This is a genomic window from Xylanibacter ruminicola 23 (genome assembly GCF_000025925.1).
GTDB lineage: Bacteria > Bacteroidota > Bacteroidia > Bacteroidales > Bacteroidaceae > Prevotella > Prevotella ruminicola.
The window spans coordinates 1,391,780-1,409,614 of the sequence record NC_014033.1 but is presented as its reverse complement, the minus strand read 5'-3'; the positions used below and the strand labels follow the sequence as shown (position 1 = coordinate 1,409,614).

18 protein-coding genes are annotated in these 17,835 nt (G+C 47.6%); 12 read left to right on the top strand and 6 right to left on the bottom strand.

Translation table 11 applies throughout. The features are described 5' to 3' along the window. Positions 1-46: 46 nt before the first annotated feature. From PRU_RS06185 to PRU_RS06175, 3 genes are all read right to left on the bottom strand, one after another. Positions 47-616 carry an HU family DNA-binding protein gene (locus tag PRU_RS06185; RefSeq protein ID WP_013064714.1) on the bottom strand — a complete coding sequence of 190 codons (570 nt, stop codon included), beginning with the start codon at positions 614-616 and terminating at the stop codon, positions 47-49. Positions 617-1,027: 411 nt separating this feature from the next. Beyond that, positions 1,028-2,320 (bottom strand): Y-family DNA polymerase, encoded by a 1,293-nt coding sequence (locus PRU_RS06180; RefSeq protein ID WP_013064217.1) that lies wholly within the window; start codon positions 2,318-2,320, stop codon positions 1,028-1,030. Continuing rightward, the gene (locus PRU_RS06175) at positions 2,305-2,757 is read right to left on the bottom strand and encodes a LexA family protein (protein WP_013065178.1); all 453 of its coding nucleotides are present in this window, start codon (positions 2,755-2,757) and stop codon (positions 2,305-2,307) included. The genes PRU_RS06180 and PRU_RS06175 overlap by 16 nt, the downstream gene beginning before the upstream one ends. Before the next feature lie 103 nt (positions 2,758-2,860). Here PRU_RS06175 and PRU_RS06170 point away from each other — a divergent pair, with 103 nt between their 5' ends. Then, entirely contained in the window at positions 2,861-3,229 is a 369-nt protein-coding gene (locus tag PRU_RS06170) for a YccF domain-containing protein (RefSeq protein WP_013065493.1), read from the top strand. A 6-nt stretch (positions 3,230-3,235) separates the two neighbouring features. After that, entirely contained in the window at positions 3,236-3,721 is a 486-nt protein-coding gene (locus PRU_RS06165; protein WP_013064758.1) for a DUF4112 domain-containing protein, read from the top strand. 134 nt (positions 3,722-3,855) lie between these two features. On the opposite strand, the gene PRU_RS06160 is transcribed toward PRU_RS06165, so the two are convergent. Together PRU_RS06160 and PRU_RS06155 are read right to left on the bottom strand one after the other, a co-directional pair. Continuing rightward, on the bottom strand, positions 3,856-4,212 hold the full coding sequence (locus PRU_RS06160) for a sigma-70 family RNA polymerase sigma factor (RefSeq protein WP_041385830.1): 357 nt from the start codon (positions 4,210-4,212) through the stop codon (positions 3,856-3,858). A gap of 59 nt (positions 4,213-4,271) precedes the next feature. Next, entirely contained in the window at positions 4,272-4,571 is a 300-nt protein-coding gene (locus PRU_RS06155) for a glutaredoxin (RefSeq protein ID WP_013065484.1), read from the bottom strand. A gap of 478 nt (positions 4,572-5,049) precedes the next feature. On the opposite strand from PRU_RS06155, the gene PRU_RS06150 reads away from it, so the two are divergent. From PRU_RS06150 to PRU_RS06100, 10 genes are all read left to right on the top strand, one after another. Beyond that, the gene (locus PRU_RS06150; protein WP_041385827.1) at positions 5,050-6,156 is read left to right on the top strand and encodes a hypothetical protein; all 1,107 of its coding nucleotides are present in this window, start codon (positions 5,050-5,052) and stop codon (positions 6,154-6,156) included. Positions 6,157-6,626: 470 nt separating this feature from the next. Next, a complete protein-coding gene (locus tag PRU_RS06140; RefSeq protein WP_041385824.1) occupies positions 6,627-7,058 on the top strand; it encodes a hypothetical protein in 432 nt (143 codons plus the stop codon). Between the two features lie 49 nt (positions 7,059-7,107). Beyond that, positions 7,108-7,401, top strand: a complete 294-nt coding sequence (locus PRU_RS06135) for a hypothetical protein (protein WP_013063331.1) — start codon at positions 7,108-7,110, stop codon at positions 7,399-7,401. Between the two features lie 2 nt (positions 7,402-7,403). Further along, positions 7,404-7,862, top strand: coding sequence for a hypothetical protein (locus tag PRU_RS06130; protein ID WP_013064123.1), 459 nt, complete (start codon positions 7,404-7,406; stop codon positions 7,860-7,862). Beyond that, a complete protein-coding gene (locus PRU_RS06125) occupies positions 7,820-10,345 on the top strand; it encodes a BT4734/BF3469 family protein (RefSeq protein ID WP_013063948.1) in 2,526 nt (841 codons plus the stop codon). The genes PRU_RS06130 and PRU_RS06125 overlap by 43 nt, the downstream gene beginning before the upstream one ends. Positions 10,346-10,661: 316 nt before the next feature. Further along, positions 10,662-11,504 (top strand): prephenate dehydratase, encoded by an 843-nt coding sequence (locus PRU_RS06120; protein ID WP_013065389.1) that lies wholly within the window; start codon positions 10,662-10,664, stop codon positions 11,502-11,504. A gap of 63 nt (positions 11,505-11,567) precedes the next feature. Continuing rightward, the gene (locus PRU_RS06115; protein ID WP_013063091.1) at positions 11,568-12,734 is read left to right on the top strand and encodes a pyridoxal phosphate-dependent aminotransferase; all 1,167 of its coding nucleotides are present in this window, start codon (positions 11,568-11,570) and stop codon (positions 12,732-12,734) included. A 28-nt stretch (positions 12,735-12,762) separates the two neighbouring features. Further along, positions 12,763-13,827 (top strand): bifunctional 3-deoxy-7-phosphoheptulonate synthase/chorismate mutase type II, encoded by a 1,065-nt coding sequence (locus PRU_RS06110; protein WP_013064980.1) that lies wholly within the window; start codon positions 12,763-12,765, stop codon positions 13,825-13,827. Between the two features lie 95 nt (positions 13,828-13,922). Beyond that, positions 13,923-14,717: a prephenate dehydrogenase gene (locus tag PRU_RS06105; protein ID WP_013063524.1), complete on the top strand. Its 795-nt coding sequence runs from the start codon at positions 13,923-13,925 to the stop codon at positions 14,715-14,717. Between the two features lie 55 nt (positions 14,718-14,772). Further along, on the top strand, positions 14,773-17,139 hold the full coding sequence (locus tag PRU_RS06100) for a transglutaminase-like domain-containing protein (RefSeq protein WP_224083075.1): 2,367 nt from the start codon (positions 14,773-14,775) through the stop codon (positions 17,137-17,139). Here the strand turns inward: PRU_RS06100 and PRU_RS06095 are convergent. Then, entirely contained in the window at positions 17,123-17,794 is a 672-nt protein-coding gene (locus PRU_RS06095) for a copper homeostasis protein CutC (RefSeq protein ID WP_013063564.1), read from the bottom strand. The two genes, PRU_RS06100 and PRU_RS06095, sit on opposite strands and share 17 nt — an antisense overlap. Between the last annotated feature and the right edge of the window lie 41 nt (positions 17,795-17,835).

Below are 17,835 nucleotides of genomic sequence, written 5' to 3'. Positions count from 1 at the left end.
TTAATGTTTCATGTTTAATGTAGGGCGGGGCCTAAGCCCCAAGCCCTTAGTCTCCAATCGGCTCGTGGCTACCGCTGCCACCGCCTGTGTTACCACCCTGGTTACCGCCACCATTGCTTGGCTGATTGCCACCCTGATTGGTGTTGCCACCATTCTCGTTCTCAGGATCCTCCACGTCGCCGCTGTCGCTACTGGTTACACGCTTCACCTCCTTGCCGTTGCGGTCGATACAGGTAATCTGGATAGCGGTGTTAGCCAGCTCATCCTTCAGCTTAACCGTTGGTGTAAAGATGATACGACGGGTGGTGATCAGTCCGGCTTTGACCTCGTTCACGTTCTCAACCGCCTTACCGCGCAGTCCGAAACGCATGGTGCCCAGTCCGGGAATGGCAACCGAGTGTCCTTCGGTGGCCCAGGCCTTGATTACCTCGCCAGCAGCATTCCAGCAGGCCTGCATCACGCCTTCCATCACACCGCTGCGACTGGCAGCCTCCTTGATTACCTTGTCCTGATCCAGACTTGAGTACAGGTCGGGGCTCAGTACATAACGATACTTACCTTCTTTCTCTTTGTCAAACTTAAGCAGTCGCTCAACTGCCTTTACTTTAAGTGCCATAATTTTGTTTTAAATTAAAGGGTTTGTTATAATCTTTCCTTTTCCTTAAAACCTCTTCCTTAGTCGTGTTTGAGCGGGTGTAGCCATCTAAAATTTTCTGGTAGGCCTACTGAAAATTTTTCTATGGCTTAAGCGCTCTTTTTTGTTGCCTTTCAACAACATTGCAAAGGTACAAAAAATATTTGAATTGTGCAAATGTTTTGGTAGTTATTTTAGTCCACAAAGCTACTTTTTTTATCTGATGATGGTTTTGCGCTTTTGCACTTTTGCAAACTTGACATTAAGGTATTGGATATTTTAGTAAAATATCTCTATTATTATATAATATATATATTATATAATAATAGGCTTAGTATTATAGATTTCTAAAAACCTTTAAGTCAAGTTTGCAAAACCGCAAAACTGCAAAAGTTATTCCGCTTCTGGGATATCACTCCACTTGGTAGTGTAGCTTGGACTGCGGAAGTCGTGCTTGATGCTGTCACGGAAAATACTAGCTCGGCCTTTACCGTCTTTAGCCGTATATTGTTGCGCCCCCAGCACCACAGTCTCACTACCATTTATGCGATTGATACGGTCGATGGCTTCATCCAGTTTTCGCTTTTTCTCATATTTCTCCGAATCGTAGTCGATGAAATTGGTCTGCACAGCCGTATCAGGGCAAATGCCCATCACAATCACACCCGCTCGCTTGTATTGGTAGCCTTGTCGGTATATCTGTTTGGTGCATCGCAGCGCACATTGCACGATATCCTGCGTGCTACTGCTGGGTGTCAACAGTCGTTCCTCGGCATAGTTCCAATACTGGGGTAGATCTTCTCTGAAGTGGTTCGTGTCGATAAATACACTCACTATCGCCGCTGCCGATTGCTGTTTGCGTAGCTTCTCGGCACAATGGGCGGCAAAGTTGCTGATACTGGTTCGCAGCGTCTCAAAATCGTTCACCATCCCGGGGAAACTCCTGCTGGTACAGATACTTTTCTTCTTGCTCATGTCCTCCAGCAAAATGCAATCCTCGCCATTCAGTTCACGCCAGGTGCGCTCAACCACCACATTAAAGGTGGATCGAACCCAACTTCGGCTTTGAGTTGCAAAATCATAGGCTGTCTTGATGCCTATAGCTTCAAGTCGCTTGGCATACTGTCGGCCTATACCCCAAACCTCGCTGATGGGATAAAGTTCCAAGGCCTTGTCGCGACGTGACACATGGTTGATATAGCAACAATGGTGAAATCCGGGGTATTTCTTGGCATAATGGCTGGCCATCTTAGCCAAGGTCTTGGTAGAGGCGATGCCTATGCTTACCGGCATGCCCGTGCATTGTTTGATGCGCTGGTGCATCTCCTCGCCCCATGCTTTCAGGTCGAGATGCTCCAACCCCTTGAGCATACAGAAACCTTCGTCGATGCTGTAACGATAGAATTCAGGCACCTCCTTTCGGATAAGCGACATCACTCTGTCGGTCATATCGATATACAGTTCGTAGTTCGATGAAAATACGGCTATCTCCTGTCCGGGGAAGAGCTCCTTCAGCTGATAATAAGGTGTTCCAGCTTTGATGCCCATGGCCTTTGCTTCGTTTGAGCGCGCAACCACACAACCATCGTTGTTCGACAATACAACGACGGGCTTTCCGTTGAGATCGGGCCTAAATACACGCTCGCAACTCACGAAGCAATTATCGCAATCTATAATGGCAAACAATAGCTATTCCTCCAGTCTCTAATGGTAAAAATTACTTTGCCCCAGACGGTAAACTCATCTGACGAATCGATGATAAACGGCTTGAAATCCTTATTGGCAGGCACCAGTCGGATAAAGCCCTGATCCTTGGTGGATGTATCGAGATACTTCACCGTAAAGCCACCGTTTACATACGCAGCTACGATATTGCCGTGTTCCATCTCCTCGGCTTTATCCACCAGGCACAAGTCGCCATCAAAAATGCCGGCCTCCTTCATCGAGTCACCTTTCACACGTACATAAAACGTACTTTCGGGGTGCTTGATAAAGTCGCGATTAAAGTCCAACCTGTCAGCAGGATAGTCGCTGGTAATGGGAAATCCGGCTGCAATCGCATCGTACATCGGCAGCTCCAGCTCGGTAGAAACATCCGCCTTTTTTATCTCTGGTTCATTCATATTTTTATTATTTTGCTGCAAAATTACACTTTTTTTCGTATATCATGCAACTTTTCTACCTTTTCATACGTCTAAAAGTTGAAGACTTTTAAAAATTCAGAATATGAAACTATTAGGAAACATCATCTGGCTCATCTTCGGAGGCATTAACATTGCCCTCGAGTACTTCGTTGCAGGACTTATCCTGATGCTCACCATCGTAGGCATCCCGTTCGGTTTGCAAAGCTTCAAACTTGGCATACTTGCTTTGTGGCCTTTCGGCACCAAGGTTGAGTGGATGCAGTCGCAACCAGGATGTCTGAGCACCTTTATGAACATACTTTGGTTCTTTGTTGGTGGAATCTGGATTTGGCTTACACATATATTCTATGGCTTCATCCTTTGCATCACCATCATCGGTATCCCATTCGGAAAAATGCACTTCCGTCTGGCCAAACTTGCCCTCTCACCATTTGGCAGAGCAGTAATCTAGCAACAGATGAACGACGAAATACGACTGCAACGACGCGCTCGGCTGATGGATAATAAAGTCTATCAGTCGATGCAATCACTTACCCGATATATGGACCGCTTCTATCTCGATGCGGTCATCGGGTTGATTCCGGGGTGGGGTGATGCTGTGGCCTTGCTCTGCGTGGTGCCATTCGTTTATTTCTCCATGTGTATCATCAAGAGCATTCCATTAACATTAGCCGTACTCAACAATGCGCTGAGGGATGTGCTCTTAGGGATGATTCCATTCTTTATCGGCGACGTGATAGATATCTTCCACCGCGCCAACATGAAAAACATGGCGATGATTCAGGGCTTCATCGATGGCGACGATGCTATCATCAAACAAGTAAACCGCCGTGCGCTGCAATCCGCCATCGTCCTGCTTGTACTCCTGCTACTAATCGCCCTCATGATATGGCTGCTCATATCCTTCGGCAGCTACCTCTATTCTTTGATAGCATCGATCTGAATATAAATCCCATGTTTTAGGTATTGCAAATGTCGGAGAATCACCGTACCTTTGCACCCACAATGTTTTAGCCAAAATATCTACATGTTTGAATAACTTCCAATTGAAGAGCCTGTCGTGATGACAGGCTTTATTCATTTTCTATACAGATACTTCCAGATGTCAATAGCATCGTCGCTGAAGCGTAGTTTATCTACAGCATCACCAACAATCCGTATGATTCGTTTTTTCGACACACCATTTCTTAGTGCCAGTTCTTCTACAGATACGCGCTTCATTTGCAGCCCAAAATAGGAACGGAGTATTTCTGATTCCTGACGGGTAAGATGTCGATCTATCATTGCTGCTATCTGTCCAAGTAGTTCACTACGTTCCACAGCAGAATCAGCATAGCTCTCACGACGCTCATCTTCAATATAGTTGAGCGTCCCGTAATTCTCCCACTGTTCATCAAGCGTGGTATGTATATTCTCCTCGTCAAATAGCTCCATTTGAAAATATATATCCAATATAAAGGATATGTTGTTTTCTAAACGATTGAGTTACATACCTAACATCCTCGTCCATCGAGGCTACAAGCAGCACCTTCGTCCTGGGGACGTGGCTCCAAACCGACATCCTTCGAGTAGAGCGTTACTGTGCCATCTTCCAGTACGTAGCAGGGAATACCTAAGTCACCCACGGCCTTCGCTTCATCAAAAGCCGGATGTGTATCACGAAGCTTGATAAACTGCTTCAGGTTTCTGACATGCTTACCGATGTCGATCACTTCAAAATTAGGGTTTCCTTCTACTTGCTTCTCGACATAAGCACAGTCGGGACAAGTCTCCATTACATACATCTTAATCATAGCTTATCGTTTTTGAATGTTTGTTATTTGGGTACAAAATTACGAATTTCTTTCCAATTCCAAGAATTATTGGCTAAAATGTTTGTATTTCTTATTTTTCTTTGTATCTAATTAAAGAGGGTGAGTTACAACGAGAAGTGGTATGTGCAAAATATACACAGATCACTCAGAACTGCGTCAGTTGTGCATGTGGCATATCGAGTAAAGGTACATAAAAATTCTTAATTATCCTACATCTTAAATGAATATGTAGTTTTTTGGGGTACCCATTTTTTGTATTGTGCTCACTTATTTGTACCTTTGCGTCTGTTCTTCAATAGAACACGCTAATAAATTACCATTCAAAATTTATAATTATGACTATCAACCCCAAAACCGGAGCTAACTGGCTCCAACGCGAGGGAACCTTCTGTGTGAAGTGTTCCCGCTATGCAACCAAGTATCTAACCATCAAACAGAAAGGAGGTGTTTGGCTGTTATGAAACAAAAACAGACTTTGATGAATCTAGCTGATTTGATGGAGCATTGTAACATGCACGACCTTACCTGTGAACGGATTTTTGTGCATTGCAGCTTGTGTATGAACGAACTGGCCGATGATGCCATACGTGTTGTAAAGCGGCTATTGGATAAGTCGGCAATAAGAAGCTGTAGGATTCCACTGGTAATTGACTTTGACCGCATGACTGATGTGGACTACTGGCTGAAAAGCAAAATCTTTAGCGTGCCTCGTCAACCGCTTATCGAGCCACTGAAACAGAAGATTGTTACTCTGGTGAACATGCTGCAGGAGCTGCAAATTAAGATTCTGCAAGTGGATGTAGATTATGCTGAAAAAGTATTTAAGCGGATGGCAGCACGACTAGAGAAATCAACCCATACCCTTGATTATGAGTTATGGCGCATACGCCATCCGCATCCCACGATAAAACAGCTGATACAGCAGCAGGTGCAACTAACCGCTGACATGCTGATAAAAGGTGTCTTGTACTACGATGAGGATCCTAAAGGCGACGAGATAGCCGCGGTGAAGTTGGAGCTGGTAAAGAAGGACATCAAACATGGACAAGAGTTGCCAGGAAACTTTGTTGAGGAGTGTGCTAAACTGAAGCGGTATTCGTATTGGAAAGATGAACGCATGTTTATGATTGATTACCAACAAATATACACCTATCTTTTTTCGTATTGTTTCGAGAAGTTTACAAAGGAGCAGCGCATAGCCCTGTATGAGTACGACGTGCAGCTGAAAATGATTCACGAAGACATCATAAACTTGAAAGCAGAACAGAAAGACTTAGAGAAGCAAACATCCCATGCAAAGACACCGGATGAGGAGCTGTTTAAGTTTATTCATCCAACGATTAGTGACGAAGACGGGGTGGCGATTCATAATGAAGTGAAACGCTTAGTAAAACGACAAAGTGTACAAGTGATATGCGAGTATCTGCAGCAGATGGCTCGCGACAAGAAAATACTTCTGCCACCCAATCCGTCGCCAGTCTATGCCGAGTTGGTGAGATTGGGTATGCCTACTGGTAAAGGATTCAGCGAAAAACACTTTAGCAACCAATATCTAAGCAAATAAGTTTGGGCAATTAAGGGCTTTCATGGGCAATTAAGGGTAATCAGGGGATAGTAAGGGCGGGTGCTGCCTAAAACTATCCCCCGTACATTATTTGTATCTATCTTTGCACTTGCAAACCTGAGGACGCTCAGAATCAGTTTGCAAGTGCTCTTTAATTTATTGATACATTGGCTGTTAATACATTATTTATTAATTATAAAGGTCGCCTGAAAGGGGGCGACGTAAAAAAGCATTTTATTATGACAAGAACAGAGATACAGGAATTTAAAAGATTCCTACACGTGCGAAATATCTATGTGATGTTTTCGCAGAACTATCGACAGAATCATCTTTCGGTTAATCCTCCTACTATGGGAGGCTTATCTTGAAAAAGCCAAGGTAGAAAACGTGATACCTCAGGCGTTTGTGTTTATCCCAAGTCGATTTACGACAAGGATTTTTGGTTAGCTATACACGAAGAATGGTTGAAGATGATATCAACCAAGCGTGCCGATCTTAATGAGGCTGCACAGTTGGAAAGTTTGGACTTGGAGATTATTAATGTTAAGACTAGGAGTAACTGTCTGGGTCTGCCCAAGGATACCTGTTCGCTGAGTTTGAGGGGCGGCAACCGACTGACGTTTAATCAGGAACATTCGCGGATGATAGCCAAAAAGCTATCAACCCACATGCTGCTTACAAGAAGCCGACAGACTACCGATGTGGTGCTGATGTTTAATCGCACGCGGGGCATTGAGGTTAAGTTTAAGACAGGTTCCAACAACCTGCAGTTCAACAATACCGGGTTGGCCCATAACCTGGTGAATCTGCTGCATCTCAATCCAGAAAAGGAATACTTCCAATTAGGTATCGAATTGCTGGCTGAGACGAAGGATTATTTATTGTTTATGCTAAAGAAATAAGGAACAAGATATAAGGAAAAGGTAAAAATGAAAAAAGGTAAAAATTAAAATGGAAAAGACTGTTAGAATTTTGGAGCAGTCGGCACTTTCAACAAGAAAGTACACCGACAAAAAGACTGGTCAGGAAAAGGTAATGAATGCTGTTACATTTAAGCTGACTGATGGTATTGACACGTTCTTAGGCGAGGTGACAGGCGAACGAGCCGTTAACTGTCCGATTTACGACAAGAACTACTTCTACAGGGTGCAGTGCTCGATGGTAGTGAGAGACTGGATGTCGCAGCAGACTGGTGAACAGATTCAGGCTACCACGATTTATATTGATAAGATTAGCGTGAAATGAGTATGAGAAAGCTACAGAAATCGTATAAGTCGAACACCAGAATCTATGATGATGGTTCGATAGAGGTTGACCCTCAGGCTCAGGGTGTGCCCAGTCAGAAGGATGTGAAGAAAGTGGGGCGCAGTAAGCGTTATGCTACCACTGGTAAGAACCCGCTGACGTGTATTGAACTGAAATGTCCGGATGAAGTGGCTGACAAGGCGGCCTATTTCCATAAGGAGTTGGCTAAGCTGACCAAGGACATCGAGATTACAGAACCTACTATGCCGAAAGGCGAGTATCTGGTAAACAACGACAACCTGAAGGTCTGTCTTGTTAAAGGTGAGCATCCCCAGCTGATGGCCTGGCTCACATTCGAGGTTGAAGGAGCATTGGACGTAAGGAAGCAGTTGTACCAACTAACAAGTGAAATAGACAAATGTTTTGCTTTCAACGAAGCTTCGGTTTACCAACCGAAATAGTTACAGTAGAACAGTTTCGGGCGCTAATTACGGCGCCTGAAACTATCAGAAAAGTAAAGGAAGCCCGCGAGGCGCTGGCCCGAGGTGATAAGAATGCCTACGACAACAAGAAAAAGAGTCTGCCGTTTGTGATTTTCATTGCCACCTATGAAGAATGGGATAAGAAGTTTGAGAACAAACTTACTGGCGATGTAACCTTTAAGAAGGGCAGTTGGCGCAGTCAGCAACATTGTAAGCTAAACGGCTTGTGTGTGATTGACTTTGACCATGTGGAGGGCGATGTGCGCCAGGTTTGGGAGGAAGCTTATGCCAAGTTGTCTGACGAGGATAAGGCCAGGATTCTGTTTGTGTACGTTACGCCATCGGGGCATGGATTGAAGGTTGTGTTTATGGCTGATGCCAACGTAGGCAACCTGATTGACAACCAGATAGTGTTCTCTAAAAAGCTGGGGCTTAACCCCGATGAGGCTTGCAAGGATGCCTCAAGGGGTGCGTTCCTTACTACAAGTGAAGATATTATTTTTATTGACGAAGAAAAATTGATTACGTATGAAAACGAAGAATTTGGTAAGAAGTATAACGATGAGTACCATGCTGGTCGTAGCCAGCCTACTATTAACGTTGCTAAGAATAGTGCTGATAGCGCTGATATGGCCGCTGTGGAAAGTGCTGGAGAAAACCAACCTGCTTTATCAGCTGGCGATGGAGACAACCTGCGGATTGCTGAGCTTCTGACGTACAATGGCATGCCGTTACTCTCGATAATCGCAGCATGGTGGAAAAAACGATCTACCAGCAGCGATGAGGTTTCGAGGCATGAGGCCAGCGTGGTGCTGGCTCGCGATTTGTACATTATGACCGACCGTGATAAGGCTAAGACACTGGCCCTGCTGATGGTACAGCCTTGGGTACAGGATATGATAGCAGAGCGCGGCGAGGATGTGAAGCGTACCGTGGATAATGCTGCCGACTACGTAACGGCACAGGAGAACGATAATGCCAAGAAGGGGAAGGCCTGGCTGCCAAAAATCTCAAAGGAGATGAAGGCTGTATTAGAGCCTTCGGAACCAACTGTAAATTCTCCCCTCCCTTTGGAGGGGGCGGGGGAGGCTGATGATGTTTACTCGCAATTGCCGCTGGATAAGTGGGCTGAAGAGTTGCAGGAGATGGCTGAGTTTTATCCTTGTATGAAGGAGCTGTTTGTGAATGTGCATCCCCATAAACTGCCAGCGGTATTGTTCTCATCGGCGGCGCTGTTCGGGACGTTGATGACGCGTGCCTGGTATCACTTCTGGTTTGCGCCAAAGATTGTGCGTCGCTTGAATTACTGCATCTTTATTATCGGCGATCCTGGTGCGGGAAAGCATATGATTGAGGAGTTTTACAAGCAGATTGCCGACCCGATGATTCAAGCCGATAGCTGTTTGATAGATGCTGTGAACCGCTACAAGGAGGGGCGCACGGAACGCACCACCAGCACCAAGGCGCAGAAGGGCGAGGCATTGAAACGACCTGCTGTAGGCATCCGCGTACACCCTGCACGTACGGCTACCGGTGAGTTTATCCGCCACATGAATGCAGCCATCGAAACGATAGATGGCAAGCCGCTGAACCTGCACATGTTCTCGTTCGACTCGGAACTTGACAACGTTACCAAAAATAACAAAGGTGGCGATTGGAAAGACCGTGAGATTCTGGAGCTGAAAGCCTTTCACAACGAGGAGGACGGACAGATGTACGCTAATCAGGAGAGCGTAACGGGTATGTTCAACGTGTATTGGAACTTTATCTACACCGGCACGCCTTATGCCCTGCATCGCAAAGTGAACCAGCGTAATTTTGGTACGGGTATGAGCACCCGACTGGCAGTTATCCCTTTGCCTGATAAAGGTAAGGTGGAGCGCTACCAAGAGGTGATTGAGGGTAGCGAAGAAACGTTGAAGAAGTGGGCCTACCGATTGGATAAGGTGGCTGGTGAGATACCCATTGAACCGCTGAACGACGAAACCTATGAGTGGCAGACCGATAAGATGGAGATAGCTGAATTTAATGGCGATAAGGCCGATCGCATGTTGTTAAAGCGTATTCCGTATTACGGTATTGGCATCTCGTTGCCCTTTATCCTGATGCGCCATTGGGACGAGTGGCAGGAGCACCACACGCTATCCATGGATGAGACAGATAAGCGTTTCTGTCGTGTGGTGATGGACATTCAGTATCAGTCTCAGAAGTTCTTCTTTGGCGAGATGGCGTTTAACTATTTTGCCGATCAGAATAAGGAGTTTGTACAGCGTCGTCGCACCACGCGTTACGATGAATGTTTCCGCCAGTTGCCTGAGGAGTTTAATACGCAGCAGTTTAAGGACAGTTTTGGCACGAGTGATTCTGCCACATCGCGTGCTCTAAAGCGCTTGAAAGAGGATGGCGTAATCAAGAAAGTAAGTTATGGCGTATATCGTAAAATTTTAAAAGAATTACCGTAAATATATAGGTAAAAGCACGAAAAATAACAATTTGTGGCAGAAATCGCAAAATTTCTGCCATTTTATTTGTTTATTTCGCAAAAATACTATACTTTTGCAGCCGTAAACAAATAAACGAGAGAATTATGTCAATGTTGAATGTGTGGTTTTACGGTTATTATTTTTACTTTGCAGGACACTGTGAAGCGGGAAGTTGCGTGTAAAGTTCAACTTATGACAATGGAAGATAAAACAACAAGGTCCCGCTTCACAACCAAGTGATAGCGGGACTTGCTTTTTTAAAGTGTAAAAATTAGAAAATGTAAAAATTGAGATAATGAAGAGAATTGCAATACAAGGATTAATCGGGTCGTTCCACGATATCGCGGCGCACCTGTACTTCGAGGGAGAACAGATACAGTTGATTTGCTGCTCAACCTTCGAACAGGTGTTTGAGGAGATGCAGAAGGATCCTACCGCCATAGGTATGCTGGCTATCGAGAATACGATTGCGGGTAGTCTGTTGCACAACTACGAGCTGCTGCGTGATAGCGGTACTGCCATCGTAGGCGAGCATAAGCTGCACATCACCCACAGCATCTGTTGTTTGCCCGAGGACGATTGGGACACCATTACCGAGGTACACTCGCACCCCGTAGCCCTGATGCAGTGCCGCAACTTCCTGGCACAGCACCCACAGCTTAAGAATGTGGAGGCCGAGGATACTGCCGGTAGTGCCAAGATGATTGCCGAGGGCAAGAAGCGCGGATGGGCTGCCATCTGTCATGCCGAGGCTGCCAAGCTGTACGGACTGAAGGTGCTCGAGGACCACATCGAGGACAACAAGCATAACTTTACCCGATTCCTGGTAGTGAGCAATCCTAACAAGGCCGATATGATGCGTCCGCTTACAGAGACTAACAAGAGCAGCATGGTGTTCTCGCTGCCTCACGAGCAGGGCTCGCTGGCACACGTACTGGCCATCCTGTCGTTCTATCACATCAACCTCACAAAGATTCAGAGTCTGCCCATCATCGGCAAGGAGTGGGAGTACCTGTTCTACGTAGATGTGATGTACGATGATCTGACACGATACCGTCAGGCGGTGGATGCCATCATCCCACTTACCAAGGCGCTGAAGATTCTGGGTGAGTACAAGGATGGGAAGCAGACCAATTAAACATTCTTGGCGATGCCAAGCGTACTAAAGAAACGATTAAAAGATTAAACATTAAAGATTAAAATGATACAACCCGCAGATAGATTAAGTTTGGTGCAGGAGTACTACTTTAGTAGGAAACTGAAGGAGGTGGCGCAGATGAACGCCGAGGGTAAGGATATTATCTCATTGGCTATCGGTAGTCCCGACATGCCACCATCGGAGCGAACCATCGAAAAGCTGTGCGAGGTGGCTAAGCTGCCCGATGCACACGGCTATCAGATAACAGTAGGTACACCCGAACTGCGTGAGGCCATGGCTAACTTCTACAAGCGTTGGTACAACGTGGAGCTCGACTGGAAGACTGAGGTATTGCCTCTGATTGGTTCGAAAGAGGGTATTCTGCACGTAACCTTGGCCTTTGTAAACCCTGGCGACGAGGTGCTGGTGCCCAATCCTGGCTATCCCACCTACACATCGCTCAGCAAGATTCTGGGTGCCAAAATCGTAAACTACAATCTGCGTGAGGACAACGGTTGGCAGCCTGATTTCGACGAACTGGAGAAGATGGACCTCTCGAAGGTGAAGCTGATGTGGACCAACTATCCCAATATGCCTACAGGCGGACGTGCCCGTATGGAAACCTACGAGCGACTGGTGAAGTTTGCCCAGGATCACAACATTGTGGTGGTGAACGATAACCCTTACTCGTTTATCCTGAGCGAGGAGCACATGAGCATTATGCAGGTGCCAGGCGCCAAGGACTGCTGTATTGAGTTCAACTCGATGTCGAAGAGTCATAACATGCCCGGTTGGCGTGTAGGTATGTGCTTGTCGAACCCACAGTTTATCCAGTGGATACTGAAGGTGCAGAGTAACATTGAGAGTGGTACCTTCCGTGGCATTCAGTTGGCTGCTGCCGAGGCGCTGAACAACAACGACGAGGCTTGGCATCGCGAGTTCAACATCGATAGCTACAAGCGTCGCCGCCAGTGGGCCGAGAAGATTATGGATGTGCTGGGTTGTACCTACGATAAGAATCAGGTGGGTATGTTCCTGTGGGGAAAGATTCCCGCTGATGTCCAGAACGTAGAGGACCTGACAGAGCGTGTGTTGCACGAGGCCCGCGTATTTATAACTCCAGGCTTTATCTTCGGTAGCAACGGCGAGCGATACATCCGCATCTCGCTCTGTGCCAAGGAAGAGAAGATCAAAGCCGCCCTCGAGCGCATCGAGAAAATCGTAAAATAGTGAAATAGTAAAATAGAAAAATATAGTCATGGAATTAGAATTATCACCATTGAATTTACCAAGTGACAACGAACGTCCCTTTGTGATTGCAGGCCCTTGTAGTGCTGAAACCGAGGAACAAGTAATGACAACCGCTAAGCAGCTGGCTATGAAGGGCTGCCATAACTTCCGCGCTGGTGTGTGGAAGCCTCGTACCAAGCCCGGTGGCTTTGAGGGTCATGGCGAGCCCGCTCTGGTATGGCTGGAGCAGGTGAAGAAGGAAACCAAGATGCTGGTTTCTACCGAGGTTGCTACTCCCGAGCACGTAGAGCTGTGCCTGAAGCACGGTGTAGATATCCTGTGGATTGGTGCCCGTACGTCGGCCAACCCCTTTGCCATGCAGGCTATTGCCGACTCGCTGAAGGGCGTGGACATCCCCGTGTTCGTAAAGAACCCCGTGAACCCCGACCTGGAGCTCTGGATTGGTGCTTTGGAGCGTATCAATCAGGCTGGCATCAAGCGTCTTGGTGCTATCCATCGTGGTTTCTCAAGCTACGAACAAAAGATTTATCGTAACGCACCTATGTGGCAGATTCCCATTGAGTTACGTCGTCGTATTCCTGAGCTGCCTATCATCAGCGACCCCTCGCATATCGGTGGACGTCGTGAGCTGGTAGCACCTCTGTGTCAGCAGGCTATGGACCTTGGTTTCGACGGTCTGATTGTGGAGAGCCACTGCGATCCTGATAAGGCCTGGAGCGATGCCAAGCAGCAGGTAACACCTGATGTACTCGACTACATCCTGAGCTTGTTGGTAATCCGCGATGAGAAGACCACTACCGAGGGTATCACCCAGTTGCGTAAGCAGATTGACGAGCTGGACAACCAGCTGATGGATCTGTTGGCTAAGCGCATGCGTGTGTGCCGCGAGATTGGTCAGTACAAGAAGGAGCACAACATGACAGTACTGCAGGCTAACCGCTACAACGAAATCCTGAACAAGCGTGGTGCCCAGGGCTCACTCTGTGGCATGGACCCAGAGTTCGTAGCACACGTATTCGAGAACATCCACGAAGAGAGCGTTCGCCAGCAGATTGAAATAATAAATAAGTAATTATTAGGCACGAATTTCACGAATTAACGCGAATTATTGAATAATAAGCTAAAATTCGTGTAAATTCGCGTAATTCGTGCCAAAATAAAAAAGCAATGAAAATATTAGTAATGGGCGCAGGAAAGATGGGATCGTTCTTCATCGACCTGCTGAGTTTCGACCACGAAGTGGCTGTGTTTGAGAGAGATGCCAAACGCATGCGATTTACATACAACTGTCAGCGTTTCACCACCTACGATGAGATTAAGGCCTTTGAGCCCGAACTGCTCATCAATGCGGTAACGCTGAAATATACCATCCCCGTGTTTAAAGAGGTGATACCTTACCTGCCTAAGGAGTGCATTATCAGCGATATCGCCAGCGTAAAGACCGATCTGAAGGACTTCTATGAGCAGACCGGTATGCGCTTTGTATCTACGCACCCGATGTTTGGTCCTACCTTCGCCAACCTGCAACAGCTGAGCGAGGAGAATGCCATCATTATCCAGGAGGGCGACTGCATGGGTCGTTGCTTCTTTAAGGAGCTGTATCGCAAGCTGGGGTTGAACATCTACGAGTATACCTTTGAGGAGCACGATAAAACGGTGGCTTACTCGCTGAGTATTCCATTTGTTTCAACGTTTGTGTTCGCTGCTGTGATGAAGCATCAGGATGCACCAGGTACTACCTTTAAGCGCCATATGCGTATTGCCAAGGGCGTGCTGAATGAGGACGACTACCTGCTGCAGGAAATCCTGTTCAACCCCTACACGCACGATCAGGTGGCACAGATTCGTACCGAGCTGAAGGAGCTGCTGGAGATTATCGACCAGAAGGATGCCGCTGGTATGAAGGGCTATCTGACGAAGATTCGCAACAACGTCAAGAACGACATAGAGATTAAACGCTAACTAGATATTTTACATGTACAAAACGCTAACTATTTTCACCATTCTGCTGAGCGCCATGTGCCTACCAGCCAGCGCTCAAACCCGCGACAGCTATGTGGACTACCTTTACCAGTTTATGCCACAGCCAGACAAGACTGATTACAGTCGCGAGTTCTACCAGCAGAACGTTGCCCTGTCGCTCAAAGCACGTGCTGAGATGCCATGGGGCAAAACCATTCCAGAGCGCGAGTTCCGCCATTTTGTGGTGCCCGTGCGAGTTAACAACGAGAATCTCGACAACAGTCGCGAGGTGTTCTACAAGGCCCTCAAGCCCCGTGTTGAGAAACTGAGTATGCAAGAGGCTATCCTCGAGGTGAACCACTGGTGCCACGAGCACGTGACGTATCGTCCGTCGGATGGCAGAACCAGCAGTCCGCTGGCAACGCTCCGTACGGCTTATGGACGTTGTGGCGAGCAGAGCACTTTTACTGTTGCAGCCCTGCGTGCCGTAGGTATTCCTGCCCGTCAGGTTTATACCCCGCGTTGGGCGCATACCGACGATAACCATGCGTGGGTAGAGGCCTGGGCCGATGGCAAGTGGTACTTCTTGGGTGCCTGCGAGCCAGAGCCTGTGCTGAACCTGGGTTGGTTTAACGAGAGTGCCTCGCGTGGTATGCTGATGCACACCAAGGCTTTTGGTAACTACGACGGACCTGAGGAGGTGATGAGCCAGACACCTTGTTACACAGAGATTAACGTGGTAGATAACTATGCACCTACCGCGCAGGTTAACGTACAGGTGGTTAACGCTAAAGGCAAGCCTGTTTCGGGTGCCCGCGTAGAGTTTAAGCTGTATAACTATGCTGAGTTCTACACCGTAGCTAACAAAACTACTGACAAGCTGGGCCATGCCTCGCTGACTGCCGGTAAGGGCGACATGCTGCTGTGGGTATCGAAAGGTGGCTTGGTGGCTACCCGTAAGGTATCGTTCGGTAAGGACAAGCAGGTGAAAATCGTGCTGAACAGCAAGGAATTGCCTGATTTGGTGGATCTCGATATCGTGCCACCACCAGTTAGTGGTCAGCTGCCTTTGGTAACTGCTGAGCAGCGTGCTGAGAACAACCGTCGTTCGGCTTACGAGGACAGTATCCGTCATGCCTACGAGGCTACCATGCCGGTTGAGGACTGGCGCGGTAACCACCGTACTATCCAGCAGTTCCTGGACGAGGCTCCCAACCAGCTGATGGCAGAGAAACTGCTCGGCGTATTGGCTAAGAAGGACCTGCGTGATATCGAACTGGCTGTGCTGAAGGATAATCAGGTGGCTGCCGTGGATACATCGGATATCTATCTGAAGTATGTGCTGTGCCCCCGTGTAGAGCTGGAGTGGCTCACACCTTATAAGGCTTTCTTCCGCGAGCACATGGGTAGCATCAAGAGTCCTGCCCAGCTGGAGGCATGGTGCAACCAGAACATCCGCATCGACAACGATCATAACCCACAGGGATTGCGTATGCAGCCTATGAGTGTGTATCGCGAAAAGCTGACCGACGATCTGGGTCGTAACATCTTCTTTGTATCGGTGGCTCGCAGTTTAGGCATGCCTGCCCGTATCAACGAGGTGAACGGCAAGCCCCAGTACTATGCCGATGGACGTTGGGTGGATGTGTTTGCCAAGGCCCAGAACGCCAAGCAGGGTAACACCGCCAAGCTGAAGCTGGACTACAAGCTGTCGGCTCACAACGATAATCCTAAGTACTACATCCACTTTACGCTGAGCAAGGTGGTGGATGGACAGCTGCAGTTGCAGACATTCCCCGAGGATGCCACCCAGCAAGATTTCGTGAACGGACAGGAGATAGATAAGGGCGAGTATATCCTTACTACCGGTGTGCGTATGGCCAGCGGTAAGGTACTGGCTCGTATGCAGCGCTTTACACTTAACGGTGATACCACCATCAGTTACGCCCTGCGCGAGAATCAGGAGGATGTACAGGTGATTGGGTCGATAAATGCCGAGGATATCTATCACGACAAAGCTACCGATAGCGATAAGAGTCTGCTTTCTACTACTGGGCGCGGGTATTATGTGCTGGCTATTGTGGCACCTAACCAGGAGCCTACCAACCACGCTATGCGCGATATCTCGGTTTATAAGCAGCAGTTTGAGGAGTGGGGTAGAAAGATGATATTCCTGTTCCAGAACGACGACGAGGCACAGCGCTTTAACTTTGCCGAGTTCGACAAGCTGCCTAACACCGTGGTATGGGGAACCGATGTAGAGGGTAAAATAAAACAGGAAGTGTGGCAGCAGATGAAACTGCAGAGCCCAGCACTCCCTGTGTTCCTGATTTGCGATTCGTTTAACCGCGTGGTATTTGTTCAGCAGGGCTACACCATCAACTTAGGTGAGCAGCTGATCAAGGTTATTCGTCAATTGTAGAAAGCACGTATTTCACGTCGTCGGCACTGGTAACACCACTGCCTGCCGAGAATGAACCGTGAATTTCCATACAGCCCGTCTGGTCGATGATCAGGCGGGCATTTTTTGTTGTTACGCCGCCGCCTGGCATGATGATGATACGTCCGGCTGCCTGTTCCACGAGTTTACGCAACAGGGGGATACCCTGTTCGGCTGATGGCTCATGACCTGAGGTGAGGATGCGGGCACAACCGGCAGCGATAATCTGCTCAAGGGCCTTCTCGGGCTCACGACAGCGGTCGAAAGCACGGTGGAAAGTAAAGGGTTTGTCGCCTGAAGCCTCAACCATCAGCTTCAATGCCTCTACGTCGATATCGCCATCGGCAGTGAGGGCGCCGCACACGATACCATCGCAGTATGGCAACGACAGACGGATATCCTCGAGCATCGCCTCGATATCTGCCTTGTTATACACAAAATCGCCTTCGCGTGAACGGATGAGTACCTGAATCTTGAGTTCGGGATACTGCTGGCGAATCCACTTCATCATACCTATGGTGGGGGTAACACCGCCTAATGCCAAAGCTGTACACAATTCGATGCGCTCGGCACCGCCCTCAGCAGCTGCAATCACACTGGCCATATTGCCAGTACATACTTCTAATGTTCGTTTCATATAATGTTTATTCTTTAATCTTTAATGTTTAATCTTTAATG

What these genes read in the sequence shown, in the direction of transcription:
- PRU_RS06170 (WP_013065493.1), top strand. Translation starts at nt 2,861, where the DNA reads ATGAAACTATTAGGAAACATCATCTGGCTCATCTTCGGAGGCATTAAC.
- PRU_RS06165 (WP_013064758.1), top strand. Translation starts at nt 3,236, where the DNA reads ATGAACGACGAAATACGACTGCAACGACGCGCTCGGCTGATGGATAAT.
- PRU_RS06175 (WP_013065178.1), bottom strand. Translation starts at nt 2,757, where the DNA reads ATGAATGAACCAGAGATAAAAAAGGCGGATGTTTCTACCGAGCTGGAG.
- PRU_RS06095 (WP_013063564.1), bottom strand. Translation starts at nt 17,794, where the DNA reads ATGAAACGAACATTAGAAGTATGTACTGGCAATATGGCCAGTGTGATT.
- PRU_RS06140 (WP_041385824.1), top strand. Translation starts at nt 6,627, where the DNA reads ATGATATCAACCAAGCGTGCCGATCTTAATGAGGCTGCACAGTTGGAA.
- PRU_RS06130 (WP_013064123.1), top strand. Translation starts at nt 7,404, where the DNA reads ATGAGAAAGCTACAGAAATCGTATAAGTCGAACACCAGAATCTATGAT.
- PRU_RS06105 (WP_013063524.1), top strand. Translation starts at nt 13,923, where the DNA reads ATGAAAATATTAGTAATGGGCGCAGGAAAGATGGGATCGTTCTTCATC.
- PRU_RS06150 (WP_041385827.1), top strand. Translation starts at nt 5,050, where the DNA reads ATGAAACAAAAACAGACTTTGATGAATCTAGCTGATTTGATGGAGCAT.
- PRU_RS06125 (WP_013063948.1), top strand. Translation starts at nt 7,820, where the DNA reads ATGTTTTGCTTTCAACGAAGCTTCGGTTTACCAACCGAAATAGTTACA.
- PRU_RS06160 (WP_041385830.1), bottom strand. Translation starts at nt 4,212, where the DNA reads ATGGAGCTATTTGACGAGGAGAATATACATACCACGCTTGATGAACAG.
- PRU_RS06110 (WP_013064980.1), top strand. Translation starts at nt 12,763, where the DNA reads ATGGAATTAGAATTATCACCATTGAATTTACCAAGTGACAACGAACGT.
- PRU_RS06100 (WP_224083075.1), top strand. Translation starts at nt 14,773, where the DNA reads ATGTGCCTACCAGCCAGCGCTCAAACCCGCGACAGCTATGTGGACTAC.
- PRU_RS06135 (WP_013063331.1), top strand. Translation starts at nt 7,108, where the DNA reads ATGGAAAAGACTGTTAGAATTTTGGAGCAGTCGGCACTTTCAACAAGA.
- PRU_RS06120 (WP_013065389.1), top strand. Translation starts at nt 10,662, where the DNA reads ATGAAGAGAATTGCAATACAAGGATTAATCGGGTCGTTCCACGATATC.
- PRU_RS06185 (WP_013064714.1), bottom strand. Translation starts at nt 616, where the DNA reads ATGGCACTTAAAGTAAAGGCAGTTGAGCGACTGCTTAAGTTTGACAAA.
- PRU_RS06115 (WP_013063091.1), top strand. Translation starts at nt 11,568, where the DNA reads ATGATACAACCCGCAGATAGATTAAGTTTGGTGCAGGAGTACTACTTT.
- PRU_RS06155 (WP_013065484.1), bottom strand. Translation starts at nt 4,571, where the DNA reads ATGATTAAGATGTATGTAATGGAGACTTGTCCCGACTGTGCTTATGTC.